19 protein-coding genes and 1 riboswitch are annotated in these 23,339 nt (G+C 50.7%); of the genes, 16 read left to right on the forward strand and 3 right to left on the reverse strand.

Features of this window, described 5'->3' with window-relative positions:
* Positions 1 to 40: 40 nt before the first annotated feature.
* Both GA520_RS23510 and GA520_RS23515 read right to left on the reverse strand, forming a co-directional pair.
* Positions 41 to 946: a hypothetical protein gene (locus GA520_RS23510; protein ID WP_163335855.1), complete on the reverse strand. Its 906-nt coding sequence runs from the start codon at positions 944 to 946 to the stop codon at positions 41 to 43.
* Between the two features lie 251 nt (positions 947 to 1,197).
* Positions 1,198 to 2,004, reverse strand: coding sequence for a hypothetical protein (locus GA520_RS23515; RefSeq protein WP_163335856.1), 807 nt, complete (start codon positions 2,002 to 2,004; stop codon positions 1,198 to 1,200).
* A gap of 172 nt (positions 2,005 to 2,176) precedes the next feature.
* Between GA520_RS23515 and GA520_RS23520 the strand changes: the two genes are divergently transcribed.
* The 14 genes from GA520_RS23520 to GA520_RS23585 all read left to right on the forward strand — a co-directional run bounded on the left by GA520_RS23520 (position 2,177) and on the right by GA520_RS23585 (position 18,857).
* Positions 2,177 to 3,943 carry a VWA domain-containing protein gene (locus GA520_RS23520; RefSeq protein ID WP_240910027.1) on the forward strand — a complete coding sequence of 589 codons (1,767 nt, stop codon included), beginning with the start codon at positions 2,177 to 2,179 and terminating at the stop codon, positions 3,941 to 3,943.
* 254 nt (positions 3,944 to 4,197) lie between these two features.
* The gene (locus GA520_RS23525; protein WP_163335857.1) at positions 4,198 to 4,482 is read left to right on the forward strand and encodes an antibiotic biosynthesis monooxygenase; all 285 of its coding nucleotides are present in this window, start codon (positions 4,198 to 4,200) and stop codon (positions 4,480 to 4,482) included.
* Between the two features lie 282 nt (positions 4,483 to 4,764).
* Complete coding sequence (locus GA520_RS23530) at positions 4,765 to 5,028, forward strand: OadG family transporter subunit (RefSeq protein WP_163335858.1); 264 nt, start codon at positions 4,765 to 4,767, stop codon at positions 5,026 to 5,028.
* A gap of 107 nt (positions 5,029 to 5,135) precedes the next feature.
* Positions 5,136 to 6,920, forward strand: coding sequence for a biotin/lipoyl-containing protein (locus GA520_RS23535; protein ID WP_205749182.1), 1,785 nt, complete (start codon positions 5,136 to 5,138; stop codon positions 6,918 to 6,920).
* A 394-nt stretch (positions 6,921 to 7,314) separates the two neighbouring features.
* Complete coding sequence (locus tag GA520_RS23540; protein WP_370362817.1) at positions 7,315 to 8,517, forward strand: sodium ion-translocating decarboxylase subunit beta; 1,203 nt, start codon at positions 7,315 to 7,317, stop codon at positions 8,515 to 8,517.
* Between the two features lie 176 nt (positions 8,518 to 8,693).
* The gene (locus GA520_RS23545) at positions 8,694 to 9,059 is read left to right on the forward strand and encodes a C-GCAxxG-C-C family protein (RefSeq protein WP_163335860.1); all 366 of its coding nucleotides are present in this window, start codon (positions 8,694 to 8,696) and stop codon (positions 9,057 to 9,059) included.
* A gap of 14 nt (positions 9,060 to 9,073) precedes the next feature.
* Positions 9,074 to 9,295, forward strand: a riboswitch (cobalamin riboswitch).
* A gap of 107 nt (positions 9,296 to 9,402) precedes the next feature.
* Positions 9,403 to 11,289, forward strand: a complete 1,887-nt coding sequence (locus tag GA520_RS23550) for a sodium:solute symporter (RefSeq protein ID WP_163335861.1) — start codon at positions 9,403 to 9,405, stop codon at positions 11,287 to 11,289.
* 214 nt (positions 11,290 to 11,503) lie between these two features.
* The gene (locus GA520_RS23555; RefSeq protein ID WP_163335862.1) at positions 11,504 to 13,045 is read left to right on the forward strand and encodes an ABC transporter substrate-binding protein; all 1,542 of its coding nucleotides are present in this window, start codon (positions 11,504 to 11,506) and stop codon (positions 13,043 to 13,045) included.
* A 234-nt stretch (positions 13,046 to 13,279) separates the two neighbouring features.
* Positions 13,280 to 14,218, forward strand: a complete 939-nt coding sequence (locus GA520_RS23560) for an ABC transporter permease (RefSeq protein WP_163335863.1) — start codon at positions 13,280 to 13,282, stop codon at positions 14,216 to 14,218.
* A gap of 18 nt (positions 14,219 to 14,236) precedes the next feature.
* Positions 14,237 to 15,256, forward strand: a complete 1,020-nt coding sequence (locus GA520_RS23565; RefSeq protein ID WP_163335864.1) for an ABC transporter permease — start codon at positions 14,237 to 14,239, stop codon at positions 15,254 to 15,256.
* A gap of 1 nt (position 15,257) precedes the next feature.
* Positions 15,258 to 16,256, forward strand: coding sequence for an ABC transporter ATP-binding protein (locus GA520_RS23570; RefSeq protein ID WP_163335865.1), 999 nt, complete (start codon positions 15,258 to 15,260; stop codon positions 16,254 to 16,256).
* Positions 16,249 to 17,244 carry an ABC transporter ATP-binding protein gene (locus tag GA520_RS23575; RefSeq protein WP_163335866.1) on the forward strand — a complete coding sequence of 332 codons (996 nt, stop codon included), beginning with the start codon at positions 16,249 to 16,251 and terminating at the stop codon, positions 17,242 to 17,244. Before GA520_RS23570 ends, GA520_RS23575 begins: the two co-directional genes overlap by 8 nt.
* Positions 17,241 to 18,083 carry a MurR/RpiR family transcriptional regulator gene (locus tag GA520_RS23580; RefSeq protein WP_163335867.1) on the forward strand — a complete coding sequence of 281 codons (843 nt, stop codon included), beginning with the start codon at positions 17,241 to 17,243 and terminating at the stop codon, positions 18,081 to 18,083. The genes GA520_RS23575 and GA520_RS23580 overlap by 4 nt, the downstream gene beginning before the upstream one ends.
* A gap of 54 nt (positions 18,084 to 18,137) precedes the next feature.
* Entirely contained in the window at positions 18,138 to 18,857 is a 720-nt protein-coding gene (locus tag GA520_RS23585) for a gamma-glutamyl-gamma-aminobutyrate hydrolase family protein (protein ID WP_163335868.1), read from the forward strand.
* 663 nt (positions 18,858 to 19,520) lie between these two features.
* Here GA520_RS23585 and GA520_RS23590 read toward each other — a convergent pair.
* A complete protein-coding gene (locus GA520_RS23590; RefSeq protein WP_163335869.1) occupies positions 19,521 to 20,888 on the reverse strand; it encodes an L-serine ammonia-lyase in 1,368 nt (455 codons plus the stop codon).
* Positions 20,889 to 21,127: 239 nt separating this feature from the next.
* Between GA520_RS23590 and GA520_RS23595 the strand changes: the two genes are divergently transcribed.
* Positions 21,128 to 22,687: an arylsulfatase gene (locus tag GA520_RS23595; RefSeq protein ID WP_163336486.1), complete on the forward strand. Its 1,560-nt coding sequence runs from the start codon at positions 21,128 to 21,130 to the stop codon at positions 22,685 to 22,687.
* Between the two features lie 87 nt (positions 22,688 to 22,774).
* Entirely contained in the window at positions 22,775 to 23,116 is a 342-nt protein-coding gene (locus tag GA520_RS23600) for a hypothetical protein (RefSeq protein ID WP_163335870.1), read from the forward strand.
* Positions 23,117 to 23,339 lie beyond the last annotated feature (223 nt).

Below are 23,339 nucleotides of genomic sequence, written 5' to 3' on the forward strand. Positions count from 1 at the left end.
CGTTCTCTCTTTAGGCTGTCTTGAATGATTTCCATCCCTTTTACTGCGTCTTGCCCTGTTCCGCAAGTATCGACAGGATTGGGCCGCACTGCTCTTTAACCCGGGAAGTCTCCTCTGAGTTGGGCAACAGCTCTATTACCCGCTCCAGAAGAGCGGCCTGGCTTGTATCTGCTCCCGCCAACAAGGTCTGCCCGTCATCATAGAGTGTTTGCCAGAATGGGGCGCCGGAATTACCGGTTTTGCACCCATATTCGACGACGATAAGCCATTTCGATACGGCTTCTGCATGATTGTCACCCTGAAGCCCGCTGTTCAACTCCTCAGCTGCCCCTTCTTCTGCAAACGACTGGTCGGCCATTACCTCGGATTCGGGGACACTGTCTGTAAACTCCCTGCTCTGCGACTGGACAGCGCGCCTCTCCATCTTCCCAGGGACATTGCTTTCCCCGACGACAGAGGGGGCAGGCGCCGCCTCAGGAGGACGATGAAGCGCCTTCGCTTTGGCCTTTTCAGCCGGCGGCACTGTCTGCACCGGGCTCTTATCCTGTACCGGGGGCCGGGGGACCATTTCCTGCATCGGGATATCACGGCTGATGTTTATATAGAGCATCACACTCGCAGCTATGGCCAGGGCCGAACCGAGATATCCCAAATTCCGAACCGTAACCAAGGGGGTTTTGCCGGATGAACCGGTCTCTACCGACATGAGACTGAAGCATATTGAGACCCACTCATCATAACAGACCTGGCAGGATGAAAAATGCTCCATTGCCTTCTCACGCTGTTCCGGCGTGCACATATTTGCTGCCACATCTGCCAGCTGTTCTGAGCTCAGGCATCCTTCGCTTTTCTCTCTTTCCTGTTTTTCCTGTTCTGCAGCCAATCCCATGTGGGCGGTCAGGAGGTCACTTTGCTTTTTTTGGTTCAGTTTTTCACTTTTTGCCATAGTTCATCCCGGTTTGGAAATTATACAACAACCGTTTTCTATCTCTGACGGACATTAGCCCGAACCGGTGAGAAATTCTGGTTGATTTCGTCCACACCCGGTTCTTTTTGTTTCCATTTAAAAACGTACCTCTTTGGTTAAGATCGAGGCGTTCATCAGGTTTTTACCGAAGGCATATAATCGATATTCCAAGGATAAAAGTCTGAAACACGACGATGACAATATACAAAAGGGTAGTTTCAGGATGGAAACTATTTCATTAATTCCATGAGTTCCTTATCAATTCCCGCCTCTTCGAAGGCAGAACGAATACGTGCAAGAAGACGACGCATACGCCCATGGGCTTGATGTCTGTTGTACCCCAGCATTTTACCGGCATTGGTAATGCTTACATCATCCTGGTAGCATAATTTCAACATCAGTTTCTCTTCATTTGCCAGAACAACCCGCACCTCTCCCAGCCGGGCCAGGTTGTTCTCCACAACATGCTCATCGAGGTCGGTCAGGGCAACAAACAAAAGGCGAAAAATCTCTTCTCTTTCATCTCCTTCAAAACGTTCCTGCTGCTCCCTGCGTGAAGATGCAGTCGCCTCACCGACAAGTTTCTCATCCCCTTGGATTTCAAGGCCCTGATGAGCTCCGCAATCAACCACTTCCTGTTTTATCAGCCAGGCAGCTTGCTCAGCATCCCCCTGCCCTCGCCACGTTGAAGATTGTTCGACGGTTGCCACCGCCGCCGTGATATCAAGACGTTCCAGGCAGAGGAGCTTATAGAGACGAAGCCAGGTCCCACCAAGAGTTGCGAGCCACTTGGGAGGACGCCTGCGCCCAAACCTTTTCCTTGCAAAATCCTCGAGTAAGCGATGGGTAACAGAGGCAAGAAAAGCCGGAAAAGAACTCCCCCGGAAGGCACGAACCCGGCGCCCATCGTCGGCAAGCAGGCCATCCATGACAAAGAGCGCGGCCTCTTCGGCGATCACCCTTTTGCCAAAACGTTTTTCCGACAGCCTGTTTATCATATCCCACTGGGCGACTACCTTCTCATTCCAGTCTTTCACATCCCTCACCATATTACAGAAAATGGCCATTGTTCAGACTGTTATACCACTTTCGCCCTGAAAAATGAATTTTTTGCAATTTCCCGCAACACATCCAGCAAAAGGTTCCGTCAGTATCAATAACAACGGTGATCAATCATCTCGATCGATATTTCATTAAAAGGAGACATCCATGAAACAAAACAGACAACTCCCAACACTGGCCCTGACACTTTCCTTTGCCCTCATGTTCGGTTGCACATCCGTAAAGGAAACAAAAGAAGATCAGCGCCTTTCAGCGAACGGTCAGGCTCGAGTGGAAGCCAAAGGGCAAAAAAGTATACCACCCAAGCTTGAGGAAGCCGACATGGTATCTGCCGAAAACGAATCACTGGTTTCAGCCCTTTCCCCGAACGATGCTGCCATAAAGATGCATCAACCTCCGCTTGCCGCTCGAAAGGTCAAGCTAGGCATGGAGGGTCGACGAATGACACCCGTCCCCGCGGCCAGCCAGGAAATCGGGTTCATCAGCCCCCCCTCCCATCAGAACCTGAACACTGAATCGTATACTCCCGTGAACGAAAACCGGTTCATCAACAGTCGTAACGATCCTCTCTCCACGTTCTCTATTGATGTAGATACCGCTTCGTATGCCAACATCCGCCGGTTTATCAACCAGGGTAACCTGCCTCCTGTGGGCAGTGTCCGAATAGAGGAGATGATCAATTACTTCCAGTACGACTATCCGGAACCACAGAAAGACCCTTTTTCAATTTCCATCGAACCGGGCCCCTGTCCATGGAATATGGCACACCGTTTAGTCAAAATTGGTGTGCAGGCAAAGAAAATCCCGGCCCAATCCCTGCCCCCCTCTAATTTAGTATTTTTAATCGATGTATCCGGGTCCATGAATCAGGAGAACAAACTTCCCCTGTTGAAAAAGTCCATACTCATGCTGGTAGACAAGATGCGGGATACCGACCGGATCGGCATCGTTGTCTACGCCGGAAGTGACAGGGTTGTCCTGCAATCAACACCGGGCAGCCGTCGTGATGAAATCATAAAAGCGATTCAAAACCTGGGAGCCGGTGGCTCAACTCACGCTTCCAGCGGTATCCATACAGCGTATAAACTTGCCGAACAGGGCTTTATGCCGGAGGGAAACAACCGGGTAATCCTGGCCTCGGACGGGGATTTCAATGTGGGGGTCACCACCCGCGGAGAGTTGGAAAAACTCATAACGGACAAACGACAAGCGGGTGTCTTCCTGACCGTGCTCGGTTTTGGCATGGGGAACTATCATGACGACACCATGGAAATACTGGCGGATAAAGGTAATGGCAATTACGCCTACATCGATTCACTGCTGGAAGCAAAAAAAGTACTTATCAAAGAAGGTGCCGGAACTCTCTTCACCCTGGCGAGCGATGTGAAGATTCAGGTCGAGTTCAACCCGGCCCTGGTCGGCGCTTACCGTTTGATCGGTTATGAAAACAGGGTACTGGCAGATGAAGATTTCCGTGATGACAAGAAAGATGCAGGTGAAATCGGGCTCGGCCATTCGGTCACCGCACTGTATGAAATCATTCCCCCGAATGGTGTGGATATCCCCGTAGTCGACAACCTGAAATATGGCCGACAGGCTGCCACCGTCTCAGAACACATGGGTGAACTGCTTCATGTCAAACTTCGATACAAGCCAACAGCCAGTAGTTCTTCCCTGCTGATGGTAGCAAACGGAATGAACAACGAAGTTACCTTAGCCCAAACAAGTGACGATTTCCGTTTCTCTGCCGCTGTGGCCGGATTTGGTCTTTTGCTGAAAGATTCTGAGTTCAGGGGTAACCTCACCTACCCCGCCCTCATCGATATGGCCCGCGACAGCCGCGGAAATGATCGGCAGGGATATCGCGCTGAATTCATCAGGATACTTGAGACGGCTGAACTTCTGAGCCAATAAGCCCCTTCCCCTACACATACCGGGAGGTTACAGTGCTTCTCCCGGTACCAAAATCCACAATCCGCCTTTACAATTTCCACGTGAAATTATACTCTACAAAGAGAGGTGACACATCACCGTCCTCTCTCCCGGAATTTTCCATATGTGCGCCGGGTTCACCCCTGTCGTCAGGGATCCGGCTTCACTCGTTATGCCCGAATTGGTGTGCCTAAGAACGGGTATGACTGTAACGTCAGACACAGGAGATCACACTCATGACGGTCAAAATCTTCATCAAACGAAAAGTTGCCGCTGATAACATTCTTGAGCTGACAGTGCTGCTGAAAAAACTGCGGGCTCTGACCCTGAGCCAACCCGGATACATCTATGGAGAAACATTAAAACGGGTCGATCACGATAATGAATGCCTGGTTATCAGCACCTGGCGCTCGCAGGAAGACTGGGATTCCTGGGTCAAAAATGACCAGAGAATCACCATACAGAACGAAATAGACAGGCTGTTAGGCGAAAAAACAGAGTACGCCATTTACCAGGTATAACAAAACATTACTCCCCTTTGCACCTGTCACGGCAAAGGGGAAAGTCTTTTATCCCTCCGTTGAAACCGGGTTTATTTTTCTCTCCTGCTTCAAGCCCTTGACAACTCATCATTCTTCATATAAGAAATTCTGATTCTTTTAATTATTGTTATTACTTTGTGCACCAAAACCACTTAGTGTATATAGGGAACTTGTGGTTTTTTTTTAATACCAGGCTGAATACCCATTCAGTCCTTTTCGTGGTGCGATACACGCAAATTTTTTAAGGAGGTAGATCACTGTATGATTTTAGAAGGTATTAAACTGATGTTCGTCGGTATGACGACCGTCGTCCTGTTTCTCATCTTGATGATTATCCTCATTCAGCTCGTCTCTCGCCTCACAAAAGGAGCCACAGACAGAGAGCTTGAGGCTATCAGGCTTGAAAGAGAACTTCTTGCCAGAAGCAAGAAGGAAAAACTCTCCCAGGAAAATCTGGACGATGACATTGCAGCTATTGCGGCAGCAGTTGCCGCCTATGAGGCGGAGCGTTTTGCAATAAGCTAGTCATTATCTCGTGATCAGAAGTGGACACATGAGAGAGTGGGCGACATAAATAGTATCGTTGTACCAGGTTGTTGCAGCAATTTTAAACTTTAAGCGAGGAGAACAAAGTGGGCAAGAAAGTTATAAAATTTATGGATACATCCTTCCGGGATGGTTTTCAGTCTGTATTCGGAGCCAGGGTATTAACTGACGACTTTCTTCCGGCGGTAAAGGCATCCGTTGATGCCGGAATTGATAATATTGAGGCCGGGGGCGGCGCGCGTTTCCAGAGCCTTTTCTTTTATTGCGGTGAATCCGCATTCGATATGATGGACCGCTTCCGTGCCGAGGTTGGCCCGGACGTAGCCCTGCAGACACTTGCCCGCGGTATCAATGTTGTTGCACTAAGCCAGTGCCCGAGGGACGTTATCGACCTCCATGCCAAGATGTTCAAAAAACACGGCATGACCACAATTCGAAACTTTGATGCCTTAAATGATGTCCGGAACCTGGAATACTCCGGTGAGCGTATTGCCCATCACGGCTTGAACCACCAGATTGTTGTCTCCATGATGGAACTTCCCCCCGGCTGTTCAGGCGCCCATGATCCTGAGTTCTATATCGATCGCCTTAAGCAGATCCTGGCCGCGGATATCCCGTTTCATTCAATCTGTTTCAAAGATGCCTCCGGTACCTCCAACCCGAGAAAAGTCTATGAAACCTTGAAAGCAGCTAGAAAAATCGTCTCTGACGACACCATCCTCTGGTTCCATACCCATGACACCGCCGGACTTGGTATCTCCCAGAACATGGCGGCCATCGAAGGTGGTGCTGACGGTATTGACCTGGCAAAGACCCCGGTTTCCGGCGGTACCTGCCAGCCGGATATCCTGTCCATGATCCACGCCCTGAAAGGCACCGAGTACACCCTTGATATCGGCTATGAGAAAGTGCTGGTCGCCATCGAGGCATTTGAAGAAGCAATGAAGGATTACTTCTTCCCGCCTGAAGCAAAAATGGTCAGCCCGAATGTCACCCTGTCACCGATGCCGGGTGGAGCACTCACCGCAAATACCATGATGATGCGCGACACAGGCACCCTGCATCTCTACAGTGATGTTATCAAAGAGATGTCTGAAGTTGTTGCCCGCGGTGGTTTTGGAACCTCCGTTACCCCCGTTTCCCAGTTCTACTTCCAGCAGGCCTACCTCAACGTCACTCAGGGTAAGTGGAAGAAAATCAATCCGAGCTACGGTAACATGGTTCTCGGGTATTTTGGACGCACCCCGGTTCCCGCAGATCCAGAAATCGTCAAACTCGCTTCCGAACAACTTGGAAAACCTGTTTTCACTGATGATCCGCTGGATATCCTTGAGCCTGGTCTCCCTAAGGCCCAGAAAATTCTTGAGGAGAATAACCTGGAAGTTAACGACGAAAACCTCTTCATTATCGCCAGTTGTGAGTCAAAGGGACTCGACTTCCTGCTCGGCAAGGCAATCGTCAATGTACGCAAAATAACCGACGAGAAACCTGAAGAAAAAAAGGCGGCCAAGGCCGCAGCACCTGTTGCCGCACCTGCCTCAATCGGACCACGCAACTACACCATCACTGTCAACAACAAGCCTTATAACGTTTCGGTTAACGATGCCGGCGGTATCCAGGCTGCTCCTGTTGCAGCAGCACCTGCCGAAGCCGTGGAAGGAACAGAAGTTGAAGCTCCGACACCCGGGAATATCCTGAAGGTCCTTGTCGATGTCGGTTCTGCCGTAAAGAAGGACCAACCGCTGCTGGTCATGGAAGCGATGAAGATGGAATCTGAAGTCAAGTCACCCTGTGACGGCAAGGTCATCGCCCTGCAAGTTGCTGTGGGCGATACCGTTCAGACCGGTGAGCCGCTGATTACCATCGGTTAATCCAGGCACGTGTCCGTAGTTTTCAGGTTCCCGGTTGAGACCGGGAACCTTCAATGAAGTCGTTTTATTCTGGGAAAGCACAATGAAGATCAGATTTCTCATACTCTCCGCGCTGCTCGCTACGCTCTTCGGGGCGGGATACGGGCTGGCCGCGGATACGACGGTGGACATCGTGTCTCCTGCTGACGCCAAGGTCGTCCGGCTTGATATCAAAGCCGGAGATTTTGTCTACAGCGGTGATCAGATAGCCACCCTGAAAAAAGAAGACGGCACCGTTATTCACTTAAAGGCCGGTGTTTCAGGCCAAATAACGGAAGTCGTCATTAAACCGTATCAAAAAATAAAAGAAAACAGTCATATCGGTACCATGAGTTCTTCACCTGTTGTAGCCGATATGGTTATATCAGAAACATCGACGAAGCTTCCGTCCATTTCAGCACTCGCCGGTAACCTCTTTAAGACCACAGGTATTTATGGGTTCATCGATGGCCAGCTGACAAAGGACTGGACAGTAGGCATCGGCCGTATCCTGATGATATGTGTCGGCCTCGTCCTGCTTTTTCTTGGAATTTTCAAGCAGTTCGAACCACTCCTGCTGATCCCCATCGGCTACGGTGCCATTCTCGCCAATATTCCACTCGCGGGTATAGCCGAACCGGGCGGCATTCTCTATTACATTTATGAAGTGGGCATCATGACGGGAATATTCCCGCTGATCATCTTCATGGGTGTTGGCGCGCTGACCGATTTTGGTCCGATGATTGCCAACCCCAAAACCATCCTGCTCGGTGGAGCGGCCCAGTTCGGTATTTTTACCACCCTGCTCGGAGCCCTTTTCCTTACCGACATGGTTCCTGGGATTAATTTTTCCCTGAGAGATGCGGCATCTATCGGTATCATTGGTGGTGCCGACGGGCCGACGGCGATCTTTCTATCCAGTCAGTTATCACCACGACTGCTTGGATCCATCGCCATCGCCGCCTATTCCTACATGGCACTGGTGCCAATCATCCAGCCGCCGATTATGAAGTTACTGACCAGCAAGGAAGAGCGGGAAATCAAAATGGTGCAGCTGCGCCATGTCTCTCGGCTTGAAAAGATCATCCTGCCGCTGCTCGTTCTCGGTATATGTACCCTGTTGTTGCCTTCTGCCGCACCGCTTATCGGTATGTTCATGCTCGGTAACCTTGCCAAGGAGTGCGGGGTTGTGGACCGGTTGTCAGATACTATCAAGAATGCGCTGATGTACACCGTCACCATCTTCCTCGGCCTAGGTGTCGGTTCCAAATTGTCTGCCGATAAGTTCCTCAACCTGGAAACCCTCGGCATCCTGATGCTTGGTATGATCGCATTTGCCATCGGAACCGCTACCGGTGTCCTGATTGCAAAACTCATGAACAAGCTTTCTAAAAACCCGATCAATCCGCTTATTGGCGCCGCCGGCGTTTCCGCTGTGCCTATGGCGGCCAGGGTTGTCAACAAGGTCGGTCTTGAGGCAAATCCTCAAAACCATCTGATCATGCATGCCATGGGAGCGAATGTCTCCGGCGTTATCGGCTCTGCTGTAGCCGCAGGTGTCCTGCTGGCCCTGCTGTAAATAAGAAGCCTGCACATGTTTTTTAAAGAAGCCGAAGCCTCGTGGGGTTTCGGCTTCTTTTGTTTGGAGGAAATAGACGATGAAACCTGTCATCAACGCGCCTGAAGCCGGAGAAAGAGCTGCAGAATACTTCGGCCACCATTACCACTATACCGAGGCCGTCGTCGCGGCCTGTCTTGGAGGCCTTCGGAGAAACCGATATTCAGGGAGCCATCAGCCATGCAACCGCATTTGGCGGCGGATTTGGCAAGAGCTTCACGCAGACCTGTGGAGTCCTTTCCGGCTGCATGATTGCAATCGGTCACTTTCACGGACGCCAGCAAGGAGGTGATAGTTGGGATATTCCTGCGGATTTAGGCAAAATCATGGTCATTGACTTCCAGGAAAGACACGCGACGTGTAGCTGCGGCACCCTGCGGGATCGTTTTGGCGAAGAAAAACAGATGGAAGAGTGCAGGGGACTGGTACGGGAACAGACAGAGAAACTTGTGGAATTGCTGAGCAGGGAGTTGATCCTTGACAAGGAATCCTCGACAAGATAATAGTTGAACCAGTAGTAATACAGACGCTTACTGATGATCCGGTTACCGGATCCGGGGTGCGAACGCACCCTGCAGGGAACCCGGTGTAATTCCGGGGCGGACCCGCCGCTGTAAGTGGGGACGAAAACCGTTCAGAAGTCACTGTGACGTCGTGGAACCAACGAAACGGCACGGGAAGACGCGGTGAGTAGATTGATCCACGAGCCAGAATATCTGTCAGTCAAGCCTTAATCCTCTCGGAGAGACGGTAAATCCCCGAGCTGACCTGTGTCGGCATCGGGTTTTTTTGTGCCGCCACGCCCATGACGGACGACTCCAGGAAAATGCGTCGTCAGGAGGATTTATGGACGGTTACCAGATTTTTCTCATCCTATTGGCCGGATACATCGCGTTTCTCATTATTACCGGCATCTATTTCACCAAACGTCAGAAATCACTACGCGAATTTCTGCTCGCAGGAAAACGGGCCGGTGCCCTCTCCATCGGCTTTTCGGCCGCAGCTTCCTGGCTCACGGCAGGGGCACTCCTCGCCGTCACCGGTTTTTTCATGCTGCTCGGAACAGGCTCTATATGGGGTTTTGTCGCCCCCAACATTCTGGCACTCATCATCATCAGCGTCCTGGTCAGGAAAATCCGTTCCGTTCCTGCCATGACGCAACCGGAACTCCTTGAGATGCGGTATGGCACCTCCCTCAGGGGACCTGTCGCCCTCATCATCATCGTGGTGATGATTCTTTTTGCCGTCGCCGATATCAAGGGATTCGGCCTGGTACTGCAGGTATTTTACGGGATAGGCAGTGTGCAGGCCGCTCTCATTGTCGGCCTTTCTGTCGCCGTATATGTAACACTCGGTGGATTGTCCGCCGTCATCGCAACGGATACGATTCAATTTCTTTGCCTCTCCGCTTTTGTGCTAGTGATGGCAGCCCTCGTCCTGTCCGGGGCAGCCGATGTTTCTTCCGTTCCCGTCATGGAACTGGCCGGATCAAACTCTGGGAACTGGTGGAACCCACTTTCCGTAGGTTTACCCATGGTCCTCATCTTCTGTCTCGCCATCCTTCCCGGCTGGATAACCGAGCAGGATCCATGGCAGAAAGTATGGGCGGCACGATCAGACCGGGTCGCCAGAAATGGCTTCCTCATAGGTGCCGTCCTTGTTACGCTTGTTTTCGGGGGATGCGCCCTTATTGCACTTGGTCTCAACACTCTTTACCCTGAAATCAGTAAAATGGGATTTCCTATGGGGATGGCCAAAGCGGAACCAGCCCTGCTCCAGTTTATCCTGGACAGCAACTTCCCTGTTATCGTTACGGCTATCTGCGGTGTAGCCCTGGCAGCCGCTGCCATGTCCTGCGCTGATACATTCGCCGTTTCAGGAGGCTCATGCATCTCCCGCGACCTCTACCAACGCTACATCAACCCTTCCGCCACCATGGGCCAGATGCTTGCCATCAACCGGGTCAGCGTTTTACTGATCATCGGCTTTGCCACCCTTGGCTCGTTTTTTATTGACTCCATCATTGATGCTATCCATATCGCCACGTTTATTGCCAGTGCCTCCTATTTCTTTGCCCTCATGGGGGGGATGTACTGGAAGCGGGGCACAGGACCCGGTGCCAGCTGGTCCATGATCATCGGCTTCTTTAGCCAGTGTGCTCTCGTCGGTATCGATAAATTTATGACCACTGCCGGTGCCCCCCCTTACCTGGAGACCATCCATCCGATCCTCATGGGGCACGGTGTTATCGCCGCCATGCTCCTTTCCGGGGTAACATATGTTGCAGTATCACTGGCTACCGCTCCCTCAGAAGCACACATGCTAGCCCCGTTTTTCCCAAAGAGCATGCAGGAGCTTGCCACCTTGACGGGCCCCGTCACCTCTTCTAATGAAATACTCCCGGATAACAGGTTTTATTTCGAGAAAACCCGGGACGACCAAGTCTACCTGCGTCTGAACCTTGACATCCCGGCAGACCTTGCCTGGGAAGAGTTCCTTACACAGGTGCAAGTAAACAATCCGCAATGGATAGCATTTGGCAATGAATCGTCGCTCCGAAGGTGTACAAGACCGGATTTCCTGTCCTGTGCATCCCTTATCAGGGGGGACTTGCAAACGGTTCTCTGGCTGGAAATAGAAGGAACAATCTGTAGCTTACAAGAGCTCAAGAAAGAGCTTTCAGATGCCTTTCACGATATTCACCAGTCCCTGGCCAGCACCCACCCCAACTGATTACAGGATTTCGTGCCGTGACTCACCGGTTATATTCTGATAACCGGTGAGTCACCTCTGCCTCCTCTGCAGTCAGAACTCCGCTCGTCTTCACTCCAATTTATATCGAAAATTTCGTCGCTTTTTTCCAACTCCTACGCTATACAATGTAACCAAGGTTATTTTTTTTGATCATATAGTAACTATTGTCAACCTAGCTAAAGGAGGAGAGAACATGAAGAAGCTTTTAGTCTCGCTGTCACTCTGTGCAGTGATGGCCTGCGGAGCTGTCCAGAACAGCCTTGCTGACTCGACACTTACCATAGGTATTGCCAAGGAACCGGCCAAACTTAATCCGGTACTGATTCCCGGCTTGTTCGGAGAGGCACTCGCCGGTAACATCTTCGACACCCTGATTTCCTTTAAGGAAAGTGCTTCCACCCCGGCACCGGCATTGGCCGAATCGTGGGAAATCACCCCGGATGGCAAGCTCTACACATTTCATCTGCGTAAAGGTATCACGTTTCATAACGGCATGGACATGACTGCAAAGGATGTAAAATACACCCTGGAGGCAATCATGAACCCGGATAATGCCTCCCCGTCAAAAGAGTTTTTTACCCCGATCAAGTCAATCGAGGTCGTTGACGATGTAACCATCAAGCTGCACTTAAAAGATCCATACGCACCGCTTATGCTCGCATTGGGCAATCATACCGCGGGCATTATCCCGGAGGAACTGGTATCAGAAATTGGTATGGATGAGTTTGACAAGCATCCTGTTGGCACCGGTGCCTTCAAATTCGTTGAGTGGCTACCGGATGAGCGCATCGTACTCGAGAAAAACAGCGACTATTTCCTCGGCGAACCGAAAGTCGACAAGGTTGTTTTCCGGCCCATCCCTAAGCCTGAGGTTATGGCTGCCGAAATTGAATCAGGCGGTATCGACATCGCCCACCAGTTACTGCCGCAAGATGTAAAACGGCTGGAATCCTCAGACCGGGTCACCGTTATGACCATCCCCGGCCTCTCCAACTCCTATCTCGGCTTTGCTTTTAACAAGGCTCCGTTCTCCGATGTTCGTTTCAGGAAAGCGGTGTACCACGCAGTACCGTTTGACCCGGCCATCAAGGGGATCTGGAAAGGTGTGGGCGAGCGCTCCTACTCCTGGATTCCCACCGGTGTTTTCCCGGAAGACCGCGAATACATGAAGTCGAAGGCTCTTGGCCACGATCCGGCAAAAGCCAAGGCACTGTTTGACGAGCTGAAAAAAGACGGAATCATCGAGGACGGTTTCGAGTTCTCCATTTATACTTCCCAGAATCCGTTCCGGGTAAAAATCGCCACCGCCGTTGCCACCGAACTGCGTAAATACAATATCAAAGCCAAGGTGGAATCCCTGGAATGGGGCACCCTGTTCCCAATCTTAAAAAGCAACGATCTCGGCCTTTACGTTATGGGCTGGGGTTCTGTTCCCGATCCGGATCGCTGGACCTACAAAATTTTCCATACAGGTTCTTCCATGAACTTTTCCAAGTATTCAAAGCCGGAAATTGACAAGGCCCTGGAACTCGGTCGTACCCTGGTGGATACCGAGGAGCGTGGCAAACAGTACCAGACCGTTATGCGAACAGCTCTTGCAGATGACTACATCCACATTCCGCTGGTTTTCAAGAGCGTTACCGCCATTGTCGGAAAAAACGTGAAGGACTTCAGACCTTCCCCGCAGGATTACTTCCACCTGGTAACAGAAAAGCGTAACGTGAGTGTCGACTAATTCAACCATACCTGGGGCGGCAGACGGATACATGTCAGCCGCCCTGTTTTTTTTCAGATAGTTTCTATCCTAAAACTAGGCGCTTCGAAGTCTACGCTTATCTGGTCCAGATCGAGGGATGTGGAAAATTTTACTTCAGGCATATAATTGATATTCCAAGGATAAAATTTTGAGCATAACGAAGATATTGACCCAAAGGGCAGTTTTAGGACGGGAACGAGATAGTTAGCTGATATGCTCGCCTATACCATTCGACGACTGCTCCTGCTGATTCCCATCCTCATCGCCATATCCATGATGATCTTCGCCATCTTAAAGCTCACTCCGGGTGATCCTGCGATGGTGTTGCTCGGTGACAGGGCAACCGAGGAAGCCCTTCAGCTCACCAGGGAGAAGTACGCCCTGGATAAACCGTTTGTGGTGCAATATGTGAAAATGATGCAGAACTTTTTCACAGGTGAACTCAACTCTATCTATTACCGGGAAAACGTCATCACGGTGGTCATGCAGAAAATGGTGCCAACCCTTGAGCTTGGACTTACGGCACTGTTCCTTGCGGTGGCAGTCTCCCTTCCCGCAGGAATCATCTCTGCGGTGAAGAGGAATTCGTTTTTTGATTACGGTTCCATGATGATTGCCCTGTTCGGTATCTCCATCCCTGTCTTTTTCTCGGGTATCCTTCTCATCTATTTCTTTGCTGTCCAATTGAGAATGCTGCCCGCCTCCGGTTACGGAGGTTCTATCTTTACTGTTGAAGGAATTCGCCATATTATTATGCCAGCCATGGTGCTCTCTTTTACACTCATGGCCTCAACAACACGTATTACTCGATCTGCCATGCTTGACGTTATCCGGGAGGACTACATCCGTACCGCCAGGGCCAAGGGGGTCAGGGAACGAAGCGTCATAATGGTTCACGCCTTCCGTAATGCACTGATGCCGGTCACCACCAATATAGGCAACCAGGTCGCCCGGCTCTTCGCCGGTGCTGTACTCACGGAAACAGTCTTCGCCTGGCCCGGCGTTGGCCGACTGGCGGTCAACGCCATTTTCCGTCGTGACGAACCCCTGGTCTTCGGGGCTGTACTGATCCTCTCGATCATCTACGTTATGGTCAACCTGCTGGTCGACCTCTTTTACGCGGTGATCAACCCGCAAATACGATTCGAGTAAAGAAGGAGGCCTGGCAAAATGTTACGTGTAAAGACCTTCTACTTCTTTCTCCTGTCGCTGATCCTCCTGATTGGTTTCATTGGCGAGGCGAAAAAAGATCTGATCTCATACTGCCTGTTCGCGACCATCACTGTCGGTCTCCTGGCAATGGCCTTTTCCATACACAAAAGCAACATACTGCACCAGGAACGCAAGACCAAAAGCTCACGACAGCTTATGTGGCAGAGACTGTCACGAAACAAGAACGCCATGCTTGGAATGGTGGTGCTTATCATCCTCATTTACCTGGCAATCCTGGCACCGTTCCTGTCACCGCACGATCCATTGGAGACGGACTGGGGGGCGCTTTCACAACCGATCTCAACCAGCCACTGGCTGGGAACTGACGACCTTGGCCGGGATATCTTCTCGCGCAATCTTTATGGTATTCGGGTGGCACTTGGCATCGGGGTCATTGCCGTGGTGCTCAACACTATCATCGGAACTTTTCTTGGGTTGCTGGCCGGGTATTACGGTGGCAAAACGGATAACATTATCATGCGGCTGCTCGAAGTGTGGAACTCCATTCCCTTTATCCTGCTGGCTATTGCCATCATGGCAGCGCTCGGCACCGGGATCACCAAACTCATTCTGATCGTCAGCCTCTCCAACCTCATGGCTTTTGCCCGCATTATCCGGGGCTCCGTGATGAGCGTCAAAGAGGCGGATTACATCTCAGCCGCCAGGGTCATTGGTCTCTCTGACAGCTCCATTATAGTCCGGCATATCATCCCCAACTGTATCTCACCAATACTGGTTCTGGCCAGCCTCTCTATCGGTGAAACAATCCTGGTAATTGCAGGGCTTTCCTTTCTCGGTTTAGGGGTTCAACCGCCCATGGCCAGCCTCGGCGGTATGCTCTCCAACGGTCAGCAATTCCTGCACGAAAACATCCTGATGTCGGTGGTACCCGGCCTCACCATTCTGTTGATCGTACTCTCCTTCAACCTTTTCGGCGACGGCCTGCGGGATGCGCTGGACAGCCGCCTGGGAGAATGAGATGAAAAAACAGCAGACAACACTTCTGGAAATAAAGGATCTGCATACCTGGTTCTACACCGATGATGGTATCGTGCGTGGTTGCGACGGCGTCAATTATACGGTGAACAAGGGAGAAACCCTGGCCGTGGTTGGCGAATCCGGCTCCGGAAAATCTGTAACAGCGATGTCGATCTTAAACCTCATCCCTACCCCTCCGGGTAAGATCGTCTCCGGCGAAATCAATTTCAAGGGGCGGAACCTGACAACTCTCACTGATCAGGAGATGAACGACATCCGCGGCAACTCCATCGCCATGATTTTCCAGGAGCCGATGACCTCGCTCAACCCGGTGATGACAGTCGGCCGACAAATCGGTGAAAGTCTCACCCTGCATCAGGGGAAGAATAAAAAAGAGGCCCTGGCTCAAGCTGTACAACTCCTGGAACTGGTCGGTATTGCTGATGCCTGCGCCCGGGTTAATGAATATCCGCATCAATTGAGCGGCGGCATGCGCCAACGGGTGATGATAGCCATTGCACTCGCCTGCAGACCGGAACTGCTTATTGCTGACGAACCGACCAGCGCCCTGGATGTCACCATCCAGGCCCAGATCCTTAAACTGATAAAAGAACTGCAGGAGAAGATCGGTATGGGGGTCATCCTCATTACCCACGACATGGGAGTGGTTGCCGAAACCGCAGACAAGGTTGCGGTCATGTACTGCGGCCAGGTGGTTGAATACGGCACCAGCCACGATATCTTTTTCAATCCCAAACATCCATACCTCGAAGGGCTCCGGAACTCTGTACTTGATATAGAAGAAGATGTGAACATGCTGGCGATCATCGAGGGGAATGTCCCTGATCCGCTCAACCTGCCCAGAGGGTGTAACTTTCAGCCCCGTTGTCAACGTCGTCTTGAAATTTGCCAATCCGAAGAACCGCCCCGGTACAGTTTCGGGAACGGCCATTACACCTGTTGCTGGCTCTATCAGGGAGACCCGGAAAATAATGAGTAAAGAAAAGGTCCTCTCGGTCAAAAACCTCAAGGTCTACTTCCCGGTCAAAAAGGGGGTCTTCAAAAAGACAGTTGGTTACGTCAAGGCGGTGGACGATATCTCCTTTGACCTTTTTCGAGGACAGACGTTGGGCCTGGTTGGTGAGTCCGGCTGCGGAAAAACCACAGTGGCCAAGGCTCTGGTACGGCTGGTAGAGGCTCACAGCGGTGAAGTGTTCTGCCATGGACAGGACATTCTCACTGTCCCGAGAAGTGAGCGAAAACGGCTACGCAAAAAGATGCAGATGATCTTCCAGGATCCATTTTCTTCCCTTGATCCCAAGATGACGGTCGGCAACATTATCGGCGAGGCCGTTCGTTTTCACCGGCCCGACGAAGATGTGGAACAACTGGTGCTCGATTACATGGAGATTACCGGTCTCAGGAAAGAGCACTACCAGCGCTACCCTCATGAGTTTTCCGGAGGTCAACGTCAGAGGATCGGCATCGCCCGGGCGCTTGCCACAGAACCATCCATCGTCATCGCTGACGAACCGGTATCAGCCCTGGATGTATCGGTGCAGGCTAAGGCCCTGAACCTGATGAAACGTTTGCAGCAGGAGCTTAACGTCTCCTACCTGTTCATCACCCACGACCTGTCGGTGGTCAAACATATCTCCCACACTATTGCTGTTATGTACCTCGGAAATATTGTGGAGATATTCCCCAGCAGTGCACTCCGACACGGCGCCAGGCACCCATACACCCAGGCCCTTATCTCCTCAATCCCGGCCCAGACTCCAGGGCATAAGCCGTTTCGTATTGAGCTTGAAGGTGAGATCCCCTCCCCGATCAATGCCCCATCCGGCTGTAAATTCCAGACCCGTTGCAGATACAAGACGGGCCGTTGTGAAAAAGAGCGGCCGAAACTGGAAAAAGCAGGGCAGGACCACAAGGTAGCCTGTCATCACTGGCAATCACTTGATCTGGGTGAGGAGGCAGTCGTATGAACCTTGTCGAAGCCATCGCCTCACGATACCAGGATTTTACCGCCAACGAAAAGCGCATTTTTAACCTGATGAGCAGCGATGTAAAGAATTTTGCACTCTACTCAATTGGAGATATCGCCACCCGGCTCGAAATCTCTAAAACAACCCTGATGCGTTTTGCCAAATCGTGCGGTTTTAACGGCTATTCTGAGTTTAAGAAGGCACTACAGCAGGAAGTGCTTCTCGATAGCTCGCCAGTGTGCAAGATGAAAAAGGTGATTTCTGAGGGTGAGGATTTTGATATTGAAGAGATCTGCCGCCAGGAGCAGGCAAATATCACAACAACTTTTGATGTTCTTGACGAAACGGACTTGAGTCGGATCTCGGATCTGCTGGTCTCCGGCAGAAATATTTACACCCTGAGCTGGGGCGTCTCCACAACCATAGCCGAGATTTTCGCTCTTCGCATGAAACTGATGGGAATTCGCTGTACCCCGATCAGCAGGCGACACGGAACACTGATTGAAGAAACCTCATTGTTGAGAAAAAACGATCTCGTCCTCGTTTTTGAGATCCCTCCCTATAACAGGGAAGTAATCGAGGCGGTAAAAAATCTTTCAGAAAGAAAAATTACCCTCGTTCTCATAACAGATTCGCCGCGCTGCCCGATCAGCAAATACGCAGAGATTGCCTTTTCCTGCGCGACTAACGCCCGTTTTTTTGGCAACTCGCTTACCGGCCCCCTGTTCTGGGTCAATCTGGTCTCATCCCTGGTTATATATCGTGAGAAAGACCGGGTTCTTGAGATACTCGAACAACAACAGAAGATTTTTAATGATGAACGATATTATCATCAATAAGGATGGGACTTTTTCTCTTTTGAAAAATAACCTGAATAGTGAAGGACAGACGTTATGAGACCGATCATCGGAATCACCACATTCGTACTCAAACAGCCCCAGAAATCCTATACCGCTGTCAGCAGCAATTATTCGATCTCAATAACTAAAGCCGGGGGAATCCCCCTGCTGTTGCCAATGATACACGATGCCGCGGTACTTGAAGGGTATCTGCGCGTCATCGACGGTCTGCTGATTACCGGCGGGGACGAAGGTGTGAATCCGCAACTGTACGGCGAAAATCCGGTAAAGGAACTGGACTGCATCTGCCCGGAACGAGACGAATGCGAATGCCACCTCTTTGCACAAGCTGTTGAGCAGGAGTTACCAATACTTGGGGTCTGCCGCGGTATGCAGCTTATGAATGTTGCCGCCGGGGGGTCTCTTTACCAGGATATCTTTACCCAGTTGGAGGATAGTCTCGGTCACCTGCCCAAACAGATGCCGGTTGATGAATTGTATCATAAGATCACGCTGGCATCCGGCTCCAGGATACAAAATATTTTCGATGCCGACCAGCTGATGGTCAACTCGTTTCATCACCAGGCGGTCAAAAAAATTGCCGATACCTTCAAGGCTACCGCAACCTCGCAGGATATGATCGTTGAAGCGATTGAGCACCTGCACCACCCGTTTGCCGTCGGCATCCAGTGGCACCCGGAAGACCTGACCGCCCGCCATGCCCATTTCCTCAAACTGTTTGAGGCATTTGTGGAGGCTGCTGCTGCCCGATAATTACACCTGAAAAGAGCGACACCTTCAACTCTTCATGGGTATCTAACCCGGATATTTCACGAACCGAGATGGCCTGCTAGTCAAGGTGCACAGGGATTTGCACTACTTGAGTAGGCAACTCCCTGTTGCAACGAAGGATAGCGGGCCATATCGGTTCGCCCGAAGGGTGAAAAACTACAGGAGCCAGTTATTTCTGCTCAGGTACAAAGTGTAACAGCAATTAAAACACCCATCTACATCTTAACTATAAGAAAACATGAGACATATATCGGCGCCGGCAAGTTTTTCATGAAATATTTGGGCTAAAGACGAATTGCTGTTCACTTCAGTCCAGGCCACCTAACAGCCTGGACTGTAACACCGCAATTTATTGATTATGTCTCACGACTTGAACCACCACCGTTCAGGCGCCCGGAAGCCATCCATTTCCCAGTAAGCTGCCAGTTTACGGTGACCAATCTTATCGTTTGTAGCTGACAAGTCAGCACTGAACATGGGGACCACCACTCCAATAGACCCCACACCACAGCTTTTTCAACCAGACATTGCTCCAGTAACCATCGTCAGGTCCCGTACGACCTCAATGTTTATTCCAGCTTTAACGGCATGTTCCCGATACATGACTCCGGCAGGGTAGTTCCGGTCCGTTTCTGTTTTTTTGATTCAACACTCTATATAATTCGCAGCAAGACCACCAAGCGATGTTTCTTTGTATTTTTCCGACATCTCCAGGCCTGTCTGTTTCATGGCCGCAATACAACTGTCAAGAGATATAAAATGTTCCCCATCTTCAAGCAGGGCAAGACTGGCGGCGGTAAATGCCTTGACCGCGCCAAAGCCGTTTCTTTCGATACAGGGCACCTGCACCAGGCCGCTGACCGGATCACAGGTCATTCCCAGATGATGCTCCAGGGCCATCTCGGCAGCATGTTCCACCTGGCGGGGTGTACCCCCGCGTATGGCGCACAACCCGGCCGCTGCCATAGCCGAAGCTGAACCGATCTCGCCCTGACAACCAACTTCCGCCCCGGAGATGGACCCGCGATGTTTTATCAGGCCACCGACCGCCCCTGCCGTCAACAGGAACTCCCGCACCTGTTCCCTGTTAATCCCCAAATGTTTTACCGCATAATAGAGTACAGCCGGTATCACACCTGCAGCACCATTGGTGGGAGCGGTTACAACCATATGCCCACTGCTGTTCTCTTCGGAAACCGCAAACGCATAGGCACATAACAGTTCATTCGTGTCCGGGCATGTACTGGATTCCAACCGGGCCAACAACCTGCCGGCCCGACGTTCCACCCCCAGCCCTCCCGCCAAAACCCCTTTTGTCTGAAGACCATTCTCCAGGCAACTTTTCATGGCAAACCACAACTCATCCAGCCGTTCATCAAGTTCTTTGGCTGAAAGCGCCTTCAACTCGTTTTGCCGTTTCATCCCGGCGATGGAAACAGTACTCTCCTCGGCCATCTTCAACATACTTTTCGAGGATTCGAATGGAAAGGGGAAGGAGTTCATCTCTACACGATCGGTCATCGTCGACAATGCCATCTCTTCCGGTGTAGACAAAAAACCGCCACCGACAGAAAACCAGGTCCGTGACAATACAGAGCGCCCAGTATTATCAACAGCATCAAACACCATGCCATTCGGGTGTTCCGGAAGTGCAGGCCCGCGATCAAAGATAATATCATGCTCTGCAACAAACCTTACAGATGCATACCCTTTAATGGATTTTTCCATAAGCAGCCTGCCAACCAACCCGGGAATATCCCGGCTAACCAGATCAAGAGGTGAGTAACCGTGCAGGCCCAGAAGAATCGCCTTATCTGTTGCATGCCCTTCTCCTGTATAAGACAGTGAACCCTTCAGGGTACAGCGGATCTGCAGGATGGAATCACATCCTTCCTCGTCCACCAAAGCAACTACCAATTCCCTGAACATGGCGGCAGCAACCATGGGTCCCATGGTATGCGAACTGGAAGGACCGATGCCGATTTTAAACAGATCGAGAACGCTTATGAACATAGAGCCCCCCTCATCACTTTTTTCTCATCTTGCGATTTTCATGGTAATCAAATCACAGGTATCATTACCGTATTGTTCAAATATATATATTTTTTTGTTCTTCGCCCCTTTACTTTCACTATTCTATTACATAAACTTTGCCTAACCTTCGGGCGAACTTATTTATTTGCTCCCTCTGACAAGTCATACCTCAATTTCAACGCAGTACAACCCACCATCTTCAGGAGAACATTATGGATATTACTTCCAGATGGACCCTTAAGAGTATTGTTGCAGGTTCTGCTCTTTGTCTCGGCATAAGCCTTGCTGCACACTCTTCTGTGTTCGCATCCCAGCAACCGAACATTGTCGTCATATGGGGCGATGATATCGGCCAGACCAACATCTCGGCCTATTCCCGCGGCATGATGGGCTACAAGACGCCCAATATTGATCGTATTGCCAAGGAAGGCGTGATGTTTACCGATTATTACGGCGAGCAGAGTTGTACTGCCGGTCGATCATCATTTATCACCGGCCAGTCTGTATTCCGTACAGGCCTCAGTAAAGTCGGGCTGCCAGGGGCCAAAGAAGGTCTCATGGCCGAAGACCCGACAATTGCAGAACTTCTCAAACCACTGGGTTACGCTACCGGCCAATTTGGCAAGAACCACCTGGGTGACCGGGACGAGCACCTCCCTACCAACCACGGTTTCGATGAATTCCTCGGTAACCTGTACCATCTTAATGCAGAGGAAGAACCTGAAAACGAAGACTACCCGAAGAATCCCGAGTTCAGGAAAAAATTCGGTCCGCGTGGCGTTGTTAAATCTTCCGCCGATGGGAAAATTGAAGACACCGGCCCACTCACAAAAAAAAGGATGGAAACAGTCGATGACGAAACTGTCGCCGCTGCACTCGACTTCATGGATCGCCAATCTGCGGCCAAGAAGCCCTTTTTCCTCTGGTGGAACGGTACCCGTATGCATTTCCGCACCCATGTTAAAGCGGAACATCGCGGAATATCCGGCCAGGATGAGTATAGCGACGGCATGGTTGAACACGACATGCATGTAGGTGAGATCCTCAAAAAAATCGATGATCTCGGTATCGCCGACAACACTATCGTCTTCTATTCCACCGATAACGGCCCTCATTACAACACCTGGCCAGATGCAGCTTCCACCCCCTTCCGAGGTGAAAAGAACACCAACTGGGAAGGCGGCTGGCGTGTGCCCGCCATGGTCAAATGGCCCGGCCATATCAAACCTGACACAATATCCAACGAAATCATGCATCACATGGACTGGTTGCCAACATTCCTCGCGGCTGCCGGTGAACCAAAAATAAAGGATAAGTTACTTCAGGGACACCAGGCGGCAGGAAAGAACTTCAAAGTACACCTTGATGGTTACAATTTTCTCCCTACCCTGACAGGTGAAGTGGAGAGTGGACCACGAAAGGAAATTTTCTACTTTTCTGACGACGGCGACCTTACCGCTCTCAGGTATGAGGACTGGAAACTGATCTTTATGGAACAACGGGCTGAAGCCACACTCCAGGCATGGATTGAACCATTTGTACCATTACGTATTCCTCTTATTTTTAATCTGCGCCGTGATCCTTATGAAAGATCTCAGATCACATCCAACACCTATTTTGACTGGCTTCTCGACAGGGCATACCTGTTAGTTCCTGCTCAGACATATGTTGGTCAATTTCTGAAAACATTTCAGGATTATCCCCCACGTCAGAAAGCAGCCAGTTTCAGCCTGGATCAGGTTATGGAAACACTGCAGAAACCAGGTGGAACCCACTAAGCATCATGTAATGTTCCAGATGTTGTAATAGACTACCTGGATTCTGGCTTGGTGCAAAACGCGAATTAAGAATTGCAGCATCGCTACGTGAACCGAATAAGTAACAAAATCAGCAAACCAGAAAACTCAATCCAGGAGAGCGTCAGGACACGAGGTGACTGCAATTATACATGCAATCTCGTTCCCATTGCCTACAGGTCGACCGGAAGTATATTTATTCCGGTCGACCATCATCTCATCCACAGCGCCCACCCTTCTGCTTTTTTCAGGAATCAGTGGTTCTCTCCAGGCATATATGCCATGCATCAAATCCCAACCGACTCAGACACATTACAGACAAGTCAGCTGCTGCAAAAGGAAATGAACAGAGCGGCGATAGGGCAGGAGCGAGTGGTCAAGCGACTCATGCCCGGGGAAGACATGCGTTGACACGAAGATATTGACCAACAGGGCAGTTTTAGGATGGAAACTAACTGACAGGGGTCCGATCTTTACACCCAGGTCGCAAGCGCATGGAAAAATATTCACGTTTCCGAGCGGCTAAAGAATGCAAAACAAACGTATCGGAACTAAATTTCTAACCTCCTCAGCCCCTACTTGTAGGAAACGATTGTTAGTGATATTCTAGCAGTACATATTCTTTCTCCCATCA

This window comes from Desulfopila sp. IMCC35008 (assembly GCF_010646885.2).
In the GTDB taxonomy this organism is placed as follows: domain Bacteria; phylum Desulfobacterota; class Desulfobulbia; order Desulfobulbales; family Desulfocapsaceae; genus Desulfopila.

Coding starts and splice junctions, on each gene's coding strand:
- GA520_RS23585 (WP_163335868.1), top strand. CDS start 18,138: ATGAGACCGATCATCGGAATCACCACATTCGTACTCAAACAGCCCCAG.
- GA520_RS23580 (WP_163335867.1), top strand. CDS start 17,241: ATGAACCTTGTCGAAGCCATCGCCTCACGATACCAGGATTTTACCGCC.
- GA520_RS23525 (WP_163335857.1), top strand. CDS start 4,198: ATGACGGTCAAAATCTTCATCAAACGAAAAGTTGCCGCTGATAACATT.
- GA520_RS23575 (WP_163335866.1), top strand. CDS start 16,249: ATGAGTAAAGAAAAGGTCCTCTCGGTCAAAAACCTCAAGGTCTACTTC.
- GA520_RS23510 (WP_163335855.1), bottom strand. CDS start 946: ATGGCAAAAAGTGAAAAACTGAACCAAAAAAAGCAAAGTGACCTCCTG.
- GA520_RS23560 (WP_163335863.1), top strand. CDS start 13,280: ATGCTCGCCTATACCATTCGACGACTGCTCCTGCTGATTCCCATCCTC.
- GA520_RS23590 (WP_163335869.1), bottom strand. CDS start 20,888: ATGTTCATAAGCGTTCTCGATCTGTTTAAAATCGGCATCGGTCCTTCC.
- GA520_RS23565 (WP_163335864.1), top strand. CDS start 14,237: ATGTTACGTGTAAAGACCTTCTACTTCTTTCTCCTGTCGCTGATCCTC.
- GA520_RS23570 (WP_163335865.1), top strand. CDS start 15,258: ATGAAAAAACAGCAGACAACACTTCTGGAAATAAAGGATCTGCATACC.
- GA520_RS23550 (WP_163335861.1), top strand. CDS start 9,403: ATGGACGGTTACCAGATTTTTCTCATCCTATTGGCCGGATACATCGCG.
- GA520_RS23540 (WP_370362817.1), top strand. CDS start 7,315: ATGGTTATATCAGAAACATCGACGAAGCTTCCGTCCATTTCAGCACTC.
- GA520_RS23530 (WP_163335858.1), top strand. CDS start 4,765: ATGATTTTAGAAGGTATTAAACTGATGTTCGTCGGTATGACGACCGTC.
- GA520_RS23555 (WP_163335862.1), top strand. CDS start 11,504: ATGAAGAAGCTTTTAGTCTCGCTGTCACTCTGTGCAGTGATGGCCTGC.
- GA520_RS23520 (WP_240910027.1), top strand. CDS start 2,177: ATGAAACAAAACAGACAACTCCCAACACTGGCCCTGACACTTTCCTTT.